Raw genomic sequence first — 11347 nt, forward strand, 5'->3', positions numbered from 1 at the left:
GTATTAGCTGGTTTGCGAGTCTTAGACCTTATCAATTGGCGCAACCAGTATAACAAGGTGATGTGTATTTTAATTTTTACGGAAATGACATTTTTACTTTTCTGTCATTCTCCAAACTCCATCCCAATCATCTTCGGGTGCATTGAGTAGGAAGTGCTGACAACGGGTGATATGGATATTCGCAGCCTTATTGTTTTTGTCAAGTTCTAGTACCTCAGCAAACTCAGCCACAGCTTTACTGAATTTTCGCGTGAGGTAATGCTCACGGGCTGTATGGTAATGCTCAATGATCCGAGTTTGGATCTCGGTCAGTGGTTCGGATTTTAAGCCAATTAATTCATACACACTCACAGGTTGATTTTTGCCCTTAACTTGAATGCGATCAAGTTCGCGTACCCAGATGCGATCGCTACAGAGGTTGTAGGTAGTTTCACTAATGATCGCATCTGTACCATATTGCTTACTTGCACCCTCTAGCCGTGAACCAAGGTTCACACCATCACCGATCGCCGTAAATTCCATGCGTCTGGTGGAGCCAATATTGCCACTGATCACCGTATCAGAATTAATACCGATGCCAATTTTGATCGTCGCCATATCGATTTCTTTTTGGTTTTGTGGCTTCAGTTTTTCGAGCCGCTTGATATTAAATTCTTTTAAACGATGGCGCATATCGATCGCTGTCTGCACAGCCATCCACGCATGATCGGGAATTGGCAAGGGCGAACCAAACACCGCCATAATCGCATCACCGATATATTTATCCAGCGTGCCTTTGTAGTTAAAGACAGCCTCCACCATCGTTTCAAAATATTCGTTCAGCATCATTACCACATCTTCAGCAGTGAGAGATTCGGTAATCGTCGTGTAGCTGCGAATATCTGAGAATAATACGGAAACTTCTTTACGATCGCCGCCCATTTTGGCATCCCCACCAGCGAGAAGCTGTTCGGCTAGCTCTTGGGTCATGTAGCGATACATCGTACTCTTGAGGCGTTTCTCTTGGCTGATGTCTTCCATGACGACTAGAGCACCACGCACGCCTTCACCTTCGTCTCCTTCAGACATGGTGTTGATGGAAATATTAATGCTGTGCTGTTCGCCATCGGTAGAGCGCAGGGTTTGATCGGGATAATATTGCTTACGGCTTTTTTCGTCACTGCCCTCTAAACTAGTTTCAAACCATTTAGTGAAGTTCGCCTTTTCAATATTGATCAGTTCATACACAGATTTGCCTTCTAACAATGCATTACCAACTCCAAGTAAGTCATAGGCGCGTTCATTGGCGGCGATGATTTTGCCATATTTATCAGTGGAAATCACCCCATCGGAAAGGCTTCGCAAAATGTCTTTTTGCATTTGCTGTTCTTGCTTGACCTTGGCGAATAACTTGGCATTTTCTAGCGCCACGCCAGCTTGAACATTGAAGACTTTCATAAATTCTTCATCATTACCATTAAAGCTTGCCTTGAATCTTTCAGGGGAAGCTGGCCATGTATTGGGATCATATTCAGGAAAATCGCCACGCTGAATCTTGTTAACTAATTGTGTAACACCAATTAACTCTTTGTTAGAGTTAAAAATTGGCATACAGAGCAGGCTACAGGTGCGATAACCATTGGCTTGATCGAATTTTTTAGAATTATTGGCATCAGGATGCTCGTAAAGATCAAAGGGAATATTTAAGACTTCGCCTGTAATGGCAACCCGACCTGCATAACCGACACCCATCGGTACGCGCAATTCCTTGGTTAAGCCGTAGTGATCAACTATTTGTGTCCAGAGATCATTGCGATCGCGGTCAATTAACCACAATGTACTGCGATCGGCATTCATCAATAACTTGGCTTCGTCCATCACCTTTTTGAGAGTAGCCTCTAGATCCAAACTTTGTCCTAGAGACATGGCAGCTTTCATCAGTGCATCGGCAGCACGTTGTTTTTGAGCTGCGGAATAAAACGCCTGTGAGCTTTCTAAAATTAGGCGCATTGATGGTGCAAACTGAGCAAATAAAGCCTGATCTTCTTCCGTAAAACCAACGCGATCAACACTCTCTTCAAGGGGTACAGAAGGATCGATAATTCGTAATTTGTTAATTAACTGCACCACCGCAACCAGTTGATCGTTATCGTTCAACAGGGGCATGGCAAGCATGGAGTAGGTGCGATAACCAGTCCGTTCAAATTGTTTTTTAGCTTGAGCCGATCGCGGATCATCAAAAAAGTCAAAGGGAATATTAACGATGTGACCATAGGTCGCAACTTCACCAGCGATGCTAGTTGGCTCTGTGGAAATCCGAATTTCAATATTTTTGCCATCTTCACTAGGTACATTTGTCCATAGTTGATTTTTATCAGCATCTAATAAAAAAATTGTGGTGCGATCGGCTGATAACAATTCACCAATTTTGCCGCGAATTGCTTGAAGCATCTCATCAAGGATCACATCAAAGTCGGTGTTCAGCATTCCGAGGGTTTGATTGACGATCCGTAATCTTTGCTCAACGTCATTAACGACTTGGCTAAACTTTTCGGGCGTAAGTGGTGCAAGCACAGAGGCAAAATTGCCTCCTGCGGTCACAGCTAAGGCACTGGAGTTGCGCTCAGAACTATCTTGAAAATCAGTTAAAGCTGGGGCTGGATGGTTGGGCTTGACAGATGAAAATTCGCTTGAAGATTCGCTCTCTGCAATCACATCGATCGTAGCCTCAATCGTAGCGTGGGTATCTATGGATGGTATGCGAGAAGGAGATGATGGTGTCATATCAGCACTAAGATTTTCGGTTTAGTCCCAAATTTTTTAAGAGTGTTGATGCTTATCGAAGCACTCTTGTTCCACTTGCACTGTTGCTTTTGAGTTTATGCAAAGCTAATTTCGTCAAATTGAAAGAATTATCTTAGCACCCCTCAGATTGAGATCGCAAACCTAGAAACTATAGGCGGCGCGAATCAACGCCTATAGTAAATCAACAAGACTGCGGCGCAGTCTTGTTGATTTACTTAAGACGATCAGGAATAATTCGAGCTTGGATCATCTCGAATAGGCGATCGCTGACGGCTTCGGTGGTTTCATCCTCTGTGACCATGATCGAAATGTCGGCTTGAGCATAGCGATCGCGACGTTGGCTATAGATATCATTGAGGGTTTGTAATGGATCAGCAGTTTGTAAAAGAGGACGTTGCTCCGATGCTGTTTTGAGGCGATGGTATAAAGTCTCAACTGGGACATCAATCCAAATGACGATGCCATCGTGTAAATGTGACCAATTGAGCGATCGCATGACGATTCCGCCGCCTGTCGCCACGACTAGACGGGTATAAGCCGAGACTTGTGAAAGGACCTGTTGTTCAAGATCACGAAATGTCTCTTCGCCATCCTTGGCAAAAATTTCAGGAATTGATTTCCCTGCACATTTCTCAATAAGTGGGTCGGTATCTAAAAAGTTGTAACCTAATTTTTGTGCTAAAAGCTTGCCGACGGTGCTTTTACCCGCACCCATCATTCCAATCAAAAATATATTCGTTCCGTTGAGCATTTGCCTGTATTTAAAATTTATGATCACTGGTGATATTTTCATTACCAGTAATTGCGACTAGAGCAATGCTCTCACAACCTAGTCTGACTAGTAAAACAACCTTTAACCAAAAATAAAATTTAACCTATGAATGTTAATTTTTTTGTGTATATTTCATGACTTATATGTGATAAGTTGGTTTTATCAACAAATTGATGTTGGGAGATAAAGGGGGCAATGGGTTTAAGTAAACCGCAAATAATTGGATTGAGTGTCTTGGGCGCTATTCTTTTGGCTAGTGCCACATCTAAAAACTTTCTTACCATTCCGAACACTTCGTTTTCTCGCAATGATTCTAATTTTGTAGACAGAAATAATGCTCCAGATGCAAAGTTATTCATTGTCTCCTCCGAGAGTGACTCGCAAAAAGCGATCAATGAAATTAATAGTTACCGAAAAGTAAATGGCAAGTCACCCATAAATTACAGCACTAAAGCCTATCAGCTTGCTATGGCAAGAGCTAAGGATATGAATCAATATAACTACTTTGATTACACCAATCCTCAGACAAAGCTTTGTGCTGACACCATGAAATTAGAGTATGGATTCAAGCCACAAGAATATCTATCAGAGAGCCTTTATAGGTACGTCCCAAGAGGTGCAAATATTGGCATTGCAGAGTCCAAGACACTAAGTGATGCAACTCGTGAGTGGATTGACTATCAAAAAAATGATGTTAATTCAAATTTTTTGTTTAACTATCATTTAGCAGGGGCGGTTGGCTGTGATGGCAATAAATGTGTATTTCTTGGTTTGAACGGAGAAGGATACGGCAAAGGCTGTGCCACTGCGAGAGGATAAGTATGCCGATAACATTGATTTTGGCGTTTCTGATGATAGTAGCTTTGTACTTTCTAACAAAGCCGAAACCACAAAGCAAAATCCCCACTATTGAAGATATCAGACGCAAATATCCAAAGCGTAAATCTCAAGAACAACTTAGAAGAGAGGCTCAACAGTTTGAGGATAATCAGCACCGTGAGCAAATAGATAGAGAACAATTGGGTGAAGCATTAGCAAGAGAACAAGAATTATTTAGCTTAGTGCGCGACATAAAAACACGAGATAGACTAATCAATGGTTTACGCAGAAAATATCCGCAACGCTCAAGGTTATGGTTAGCAGAAAAAGCGATCGCAGATGTTCAAAGAGATAGACGAACATATTAAAAGATTGAGCGTAGAGAGTATAAGGTGGTAATGGTGAATGTTACAGAATCATTGATAATCAACATTTTTGGTCTTTTTGATTGTTGTGTAACAACTTAGATGGTGAATGTTACAGAATCATTGATAATCAACATTTTTGGTCTTTTTGATTGTTGTGTAACAACTTAGGGTGCAGTTTTTTAAAGAGTTGGCTAGGCTGGGCTACATGCTTGAAAATGGCAAGTAGTTAATACCTTCAACAATGAATAAAAATATTAATCCCAAAAATCTGATAGCTAATACTAGCTAAGTGATAAGAGTTTTCAGCCAGACAAAGTTGAGAATTGCCACTTCTGATTTTTCTGTCGGAGATTGCTATAAAATTTTTATTGCTATCTTGACACTTAATGGTAAAACCGTAAGTCAAGGATATTTAAGATTAAATTTTCAAAAGTACGTTGTGAATGCTGAACTATCGCACAGTCTTGTCTTATAAAAGTTTGCCCAAAAAATGGATGTTAGGTTTGGGGATTGTCAGTGTTGCCGCGATCGTCAATACCTTATTTTCGCTTGAGCATGACTGGCATTTACTGAGCATAAGCACGCTGATGATTGGCGGCACACTTTTGTTTGTGAATGTGCGAAAGACTTTTGCCTCAGTAATCGATCAACCCACGGTAATCGATCGCAGTTATCTATTTAAAGAATTACAGCAAGCGCAAAAGGCGATCGTCAAAATTGCCGATCTAGGTAAGCGTGATACTTTAGACGCGCAAGCTCAGCAAATCACCAACAATCTTCAAAAAAATCATTTTCAGATCGTCGTTTTTGGTACAGGCTCCGCAGGCAAAACTTCGGTAATTAATGCTTTATTGGGACGTAAGGCAGGCAAGACGGGGGCAGCAATTGGCACAACGATCGCTCGTCAAGAATACGCTTATCAAGGGATCGACTTTTCACCCGTTGGCATAACGCCAATTCAAAGTGAAAACAAAGTTAAGCGCCAGATTTCTTTACTTGATACATCGGGGACGCAAGAAATGGGAGCGATGGGGCAGCAGAGGGAAATCGAATCTCTGCAAGTCGCCCATAGCGCAGATCTGATGATTTTTGTAACGGCAGGAGATTTAACCAACAGCGAGTATGGCGAACTCGAACGCCTTGCTGGTTTAGGAAAGCGTGTAATTCTTGTTTTTAATAAGACGGATTTGTATTTGCCAAGCGATCGCGAAAATGTATTAGCTAAGCTCAAAGAACGTACTCAGCATTTCTTAGCTTCCACTGATATTGTGGCGATCGCCGCTCAGCCGAGTCCGATCAAAGTGCGTCAATATGCCAATGCTGAAGATTCCGTCCATAGTGACGCAATCCAAGAATGGTGGGAAGATCTACCGCCAGATGTGACTGCTTTAAAAGAACGCATTGAGACAATTCTTTCTAATGAATGGGAAGATTTGCTAATTCACAATACCCATCTGCAAATCAAGAATTTGCTACAGGAAATCAATGGCACAATCAATCATCAACGCCGCCAAGATGCCGCCACAATCATTAATCGTTATCAATTAATCGCCGCTACGACAGTTTTTGCAAACCCTATCCCTGCGATCGATTTGTTGGCTGGAGCGGCGATCAATACCCAAATGTTGATCGATCTCGGCAAAATTTATGATCGTCCCCTCAATTTCAAACAGGCGCAACAATTTGCGATGATCATTGCCCAGCAATTATTACAACTTGGTTGCATCGAAATTGCCAGCTCCGCGATCGCCTCTTGCTTTAAGGTGAATGCGCTTACCTATGCGATCGGCGGCTCGATGCAAGCTGTTACGGCTGCTTATCTAACTCACATTGGCGGCATGAGTTTTGTGGAATATCTAGAGCAGCAACCTGAAACGCAATCTGCTCCTGCAATGACTAATGCACTGCAACAAATATGTCAAAAAACCTTTAACGCCCTACAAGGCGATCGCTTCTTTATCGACTTTGTAACCAGTATTTCCAGTCGCGTCGCTAGCAACTACGGCGCTTTGCGATCATAAAAAAGAGATTGTGCTTTGCACAATCTCTTTTTTATGATCGCAAGAAAATCTTTAAAAGTGTTGCTAAGCAACACTTTTAAAGATTTTCTTGATTTAGGTTTGGGCGCAAAGCGCTGTAATTACAAGTCGCCACTGTTAGCAGATAACAAAAAGATGATGACGGGGCCAGAAACGACAATCAGCGCTAAACAAGTCAATTGAAAAATTAGCTGAAAATTAATACTGGAGAATGCGGAAAATACAGGGTTTAGGAAGTCCATAGCGGTTTTCTTAAATATGATTAATAAATCAAACAAAATTCTAGAGATATTCTAGCAAGCATCGCTACTCAAAAAATCTTTAAAACCCAGAAAATTAAAGAGGGGCGCTTTGCGCCCCTCTTTAATTTTCTGGGTTTCGTAAAAACCTAAAATCGGTTTTGATAAAGAAGCGCTATCATTTGAAATATATTCAAAACATTCAGAATTGGTAAGAGTTATACCTGTGCGTCATCGAATTTGGTTGTTGGCAATACTTGCTTCAGTTAGCGTTGGAGCCTCTCCACTACGCGCTCAAGCTCTTCTGCCCCACACAACAAGGATTAATTTTGGAAACTTAGAAGAGCAAGCGCTCAACTTGGCAAGGGAAGCCGCTCAACTTGCTCAATTTGAGCAGTACGATTTAGCATTACCTCGCGCTCGTTTAGCCGCACAACTAGCGCCCAAAGCATTTCAAACTCAAGGTATTCTCGGCAGTATCTATCTCCGTAAAGAGCAATATGCTGAAGCCATTACGGCTTTGAAATTGGCTCTTAATCTCAAAAAAGATGAGCCGACGATTTTATTCAGTTTGGGGGCAGCCTATCTCCGCAATAAAAATTATCCTGAAGCAATTAGTAACCTCAAGCAAGGTTTAACCCTTGAGCCAAAAGCTGCGACAGCAATGTTTGACCTAGGCAATGCTTACTTTCTGACCAAACGTTATGACGAAGCAGTGACTATTTACAACGATGTCCTCGTAATCGACAACAAGTTTTGGGCAGCAACTAATAACATCGGTCTAGTTGAGTATGAGCGTGGCAATGTCGATCAGGCGATCGCTAAATGGCAAAACTCACTCAAGCAAGCTGAAAAAGTCGAATTTCTCGCGGCTGAGCCAACCCTTGCCCTTGCCACAGCTTTTTATCGTAAAGGCGATCGCACTAAAGCTGTTGAGCTAGCAGTTGAAGCGATGAAAATCGATCCACGCTACGGCAAAATCCCCTATCTTGTTGAAAATCTCTGGGGCGATCGGCTTATTGCTGATGTGCAAATCGTCTTGTCGCAACCGCAAGTTAAGCAAATTTTAGCTGAGAGCGATCTCTCTACTCGCCAAGTACCTAAAATTCGCCGTAATTAACCCAATAAAAAGCGCACTATTATGCGCTTTTTATTGGGTTAATTACGAGGTAATACCAATTCACAAAAAGTGTCGTCACACTTTTGTGAGTTGGTATTACCCTAATTATTTACTCCCTTCCCAATCAAGAAATAGGCATATAAAACCAAGAAATAGTGGTGCGGGGCAAAGCCCCGCACCACTATTTCTTAGTTAGGAAGGGAGTATCCGCAAATCAACCAGCTACTTCGCAGCCACAGGCATACCCAAAATATCCTCAATACGAGGCATCTGGCTTAAGGGAATCACCCGACCTTGATCTTCAAAGTTAGCGATCTGGTCAAAGTTGAGATAGCGATAGAGCGAACTTGCAAAAGGATCGATCTTCTTAGTGACGATCGCTTGATACTCTTCCACCGTAGGAATCTTACCCAGCAACGCACAAACCGCCGCTAATTCCGCCGATCCAAGATACACCTGTGCATCCTTACCCATACGATTATTGAAGTTGCGCGTAGATGTCGAGAACACCGTCGCGCCATCGGCTACCCTTGCTTGATTACCCATGCAGAGAGAGCATCCGGGAACTTCGGTTCTGGCTCCTGCTACTCCGAAAGTGCTGTAAATTCCTTCTTCTTTGAGTTGGAACTCATCCATGCGCGTTGGAGGAGCAATCCAGAGACGGGTTTTAACAGGAGGCTCTTTTTCGAGAACCTTAGCGGCAGCGCGATAATGTCCAATGTTGGTCATGCAAGAACCGATGAATACTTCATCCACGCGATCGCCTGCCACTTCTGAGAGCAACTTCACATTGTCAGGATCGTTAGGTGCAGCGACAATTGGTTCCTTAATTTCATTGAGGTCAATCTCGATAATTTCCGCATATTCAGCATCAGGATCAGCTTCCATGAGAACGGGATTAGCCAACCACTCTTCCATTTTGGCAATGCGGCGAGTCAAGGTTTTCGCATCGTTATAACCACGAGCGATCATGTTCTTCATTAAGGCGATGTTCGATCGCAAATATTCCGAAACCGTTTCGATGCTGAGTTTAATCGTGCTACCTGAGCAAGAACGCTCGGCAGTCGCATCGGTTAATTCAAAGGCTTGCTCTACTTTGAGATCAGGCAAACCTTCAATTTCCATGATTCGACCCGCAAAGACATTCTTTTTGTTTTTCTTTTCAACGGTCAACAAACCTCTTTGGATCGCGATATAGGGAATCGCATTGACGACATCGCGTAGGGTTACGCCAGATTGTAATTCACCTGTGAAGCGCACTAGCACTGACTCAGGCATATCGAGGGGCATAATCCCAAGAGCCGCAGCGAAAGCAACTAATCCTGAACCTGCGGGGAAAGAAATACCTAGGGGGAAACGAGTATGGGAATCACCACCAGTGCCAACGGTATCGGGTAGTAGCATCCGATTTAGCCAAGAGTGAATAATACCGTCATTGGGACGCAGAGCCACACCGCCACGATTAGAGAAGAAATCAGGAAGTTCTTTATGAGTCTTGATGTCGGTGGGCTTAGGATAAGCGGCGGTGTGACAGAAGCTTTGAATTACTAAGTCAGCGCTAAATCCTAGGCAGGCAAGCTCTTGCAACTCATCACGGGTCATGGGGCCAGTTGTATCTTGAGAACCAACCGTAGTCATTAGCGGTTCGCAGGAAGTATAGGGTCGCACACCAACTACGCCACAGGCTTTACCAACCATTTTTTGAGCAAGGGTATAGCCTTTACCAGTATCCGCAGGAGTAGAAGGAAGGATAAACACATCGCTGGCGGGAAGCCCGATTGCATGGCGAGTTTTTGCCGTCAAACTGCGTCCAATGAGAAGAGGAATCCGTCCACCCGCACGAACCTCATCCGCGATCGTGTCAGGGGTAAGGCTGAAAGTAGAAAGAGTTTCTCCTGCGGCATTAGTAACCTTACCTTCGTATGTGTGAATTGTAATTACTTCACCCATTTCCAATTTTGAGACATCGCACTGAATTGGCAATGCACCTGCATCTTCAGCCGTGTTAAAGAAAATTGGGGCGATCGTGCTACCGAGAATCACACCACCTGATCGCTTGTTGGGAATAAACGGAATATCGTTGCCAATGTGCCATAGTACTGAGTTAATCGCTGATTTGCGTGAGGAACCTGTTCCGACGACATCACCAACAAAGGCTACGGGATGACCTTTTTGCTTGAGTTCTGCAATCTTTTGCAAACCTTCAGGCATCATTGATTCCAACATGCTCAAGGCATGGAGGGGAATGTCAGGACGGGAGAAGGCTTGAGAAGCGGGTGAGAAGTCATCGGTATTGATTTCACCTGTGACTTTAAAGACGGTCACGGTCACAGTTTCAGGCAACACAGGACGATTGGTAAACCATTCTGCTGCGGCCCATGACTCGATCACTGATCGCGCTCTAGCATTGGACTTGGATAATTCTAAAACTTGGTTAAATGCGTCAAATACCAATAGGGTTTTCTTCAAGGCTGTGGCGGCGAGATCACCCAGTTGGTCATTGGTCAGCAAATCAATCAAGGTCTGCACGTTATAGCCACCCACCATCGTGCCGAGCAATTCTACTGCATATGAGGGTGAAACTAGAGGCGAGGTATGTTCACCTTTAGCGATCGCCGTTAGCCATCCTGCTTTGACATAGGCGGCTTGATCGACACCAGGGGGAATGCGATCGCGCAGTAGCGACAATAAAAATTCCTCTTCGCCTGCGGGGGGATTTTGCAATAAATCACAAAGCGCCGAGGTTTGCTGAGCATTCAAGGGCAAAGGCGGAATCCCTTGCTGAGCGCGTTCGGCAACATGATCACGGTAGGCTGATAACATACGTTGTTATTTTTAATTCTTTACGAAAACTTAACTTAATTATCGATCCTAATCAACTTTAGGACGCAAATTATGTTTGAGACGATATATTTTCAATAATGCGAGTAGCCAAATCAGAGTAAAGTTAAGATCTCCAACTTTTTCTTGAAAGGCATAAGTTCTCTTTAATAAGAACATAAAAAGCTGGAGTCTAATCATTTTACAGTTTTCTTCTAATACCCTAATTAATCTATCACCTAGAAGGTATTTGTAAAAAAAGATTAAGCAGAAAGCCTCTTGAGCATGAGAGGAATCATGGCAGAATGAACAACAGCCTCACTTACTTCAGGAAGACGTTCATAGTCTTTACTCAATCTTCGCTGCTTACCAAGCCAAGCAAAAGT

Annotated in this window: 8 protein-coding genes and 1 pseudogene; 4 read left to right on the forward strand and 5 right to left on the reverse strand. The window is 43.1% G+C overall.

The features are described 5' to 3' along the window. Positions 1–93: 93 nt before the first annotated feature. A complete protein-coding gene (locus tag B9G53_RS05730; protein ID WP_094530084.1) occupies positions 94–2763 on the reverse strand; it encodes an adenylate/guanylate cyclase domain-containing protein in 2670 nt (889 codons plus the stop codon). Between the two features lie 232 nt (positions 2764–2995). Continuing rightward, a complete protein-coding gene (locus tag B9G53_RS05735) occupies positions 2996–3535 on the reverse strand; it encodes a shikimate kinase (protein WP_094530086.1) in 540 nt (179 codons plus the stop codon). A 216-nt stretch (positions 3536–3751) separates the two neighbouring features. On the opposite strand from B9G53_RS05735, the gene B9G53_RS05740 reads away from it, so the two are divergent. From B9G53_RS05740 to B9G53_RS05750, 3 genes are all read left to right on the forward strand, one after another. After that, on the forward strand, positions 3752–4375 hold the full coding sequence (locus B9G53_RS05740; RefSeq protein ID WP_094530088.1) for a CAP domain-containing protein: 624 nt from the start codon (positions 3752–3754) through the stop codon (positions 4373–4375). Between the two features lie 2 nt (positions 4376–4377). Continuing rightward, on the forward strand, positions 4378–4743 hold the full coding sequence (locus tag B9G53_RS05745) for a hypothetical protein (RefSeq protein WP_094530090.1): 366 nt from the start codon (positions 4378–4380) through the stop codon (positions 4741–4743). 443 nt (positions 4744–5186) lie between these two features. Next, a complete protein-coding gene (locus B9G53_RS05750) occupies positions 5187–6764 on the forward strand; it encodes a YcjF family protein (RefSeq protein WP_094530092.1) in 1578 nt (525 codons plus the stop codon). A gap of 119 nt (positions 6765–6883) precedes the next feature. Here B9G53_RS05750 and B9G53_RS05755 read toward each other — a convergent pair whose 3' ends face one another. Continuing rightward, the gene (locus B9G53_RS05755) at positions 6884–7024 is read right to left on the reverse strand and encodes a photosystem II reaction center protein Ycf12/Psb30 (RefSeq protein WP_094530094.1); all 141 of its coding nucleotides are present in this window, start codon (positions 7022–7024) and stop codon (positions 6884–6886) included. Between the two features lie 223 nt (positions 7025–7247). Between B9G53_RS05755 and B9G53_RS05760 the strand changes: the two genes are divergently transcribed. Then, positions 7248–8141, forward strand: coding sequence for a tetratricopeptide repeat protein (locus B9G53_RS05760; protein WP_094530097.1), 894 nt, complete (start codon positions 7248–7250; stop codon positions 8139–8141). A gap of 222 nt (positions 8142–8363) precedes the next feature. Here B9G53_RS05760 and acnB read toward each other — a convergent pair whose 3' ends face one another. Together acnB and B9G53_RS05770 are read right to left on the reverse strand one after the other, a co-directional pair. Further along, on the reverse strand, positions 8364–10964 hold the full coding sequence (gene acnB, locus B9G53_RS05765) for a bifunctional aconitate hydratase 2/2-methylisocitrate dehydratase (RefSeq protein ID WP_094530099.1): 2601 nt from the start codon (positions 10962–10964) through the stop codon (positions 8364–8366). Between the two features lie 260 nt (positions 10965–11224). Then, positions 11225–11347, reverse strand: a pseudogene (locus tag B9G53_RS05770) (IS5/IS1182 family transposase); the annotation flags it as partial.

The sequence above is a fragment of the Pseudanabaena sp. SR411 genome, assembly GCF_002251945.1.
Classification (GTDB): Bacteria; Cyanobacteriota; Cyanobacteriia; order Pseudanabaenales; family Pseudanabaenaceae; genus Pseudanabaena.

What these genes read in the sequence shown, in the direction of transcription:
- B9G53_RS05740 (WP_094530088.1), top strand. Translation starts at nt 3,752, where the DNA reads ATGGGTTTAAGTAAACCGCAAATAATTGGATTGAGTGTCTTGGGCGCT.
- B9G53_RS05745 (WP_094530090.1), top strand. Translation starts at nt 4,378, where the DNA reads ATGCCGATAACATTGATTTTGGCGTTTCTGATGATAGTAGCTTTGTAC.
- B9G53_RS05755 (WP_094530094.1), bottom strand. Translation starts at nt 7,024, where the DNA reads ATGGACTTCCTAAACCCTGTATTTTCCGCATTCTCCAGTATTAATTTT.
- B9G53_RS05735 (WP_094530086.1), bottom strand. Translation starts at nt 3,535, where the DNA reads ATGCTCAACGGAACGAATATATTTTTGATTGGAATGATGGGTGCGGGT.
- B9G53_RS05750 (WP_094530092.1), top strand. Translation starts at nt 5,187, where the DNA reads ATGCTGAACTATCGCACAGTCTTGTCTTATAAAAGTTTGCCCAAAAAA.
- acnB (WP_094530099.1), bottom strand. Translation starts at nt 10,964, where the DNA reads ATGTTATCAGCCTACCGTGATCATGTTGCCGAACGCGCTCAGCAAGGG.
- B9G53_RS05730 (WP_094530084.1), bottom strand. Translation starts at nt 2,763, where the DNA reads ATGACACCATCATCTCCTTCTCGCATACCATCCATAGATACCCACGCT.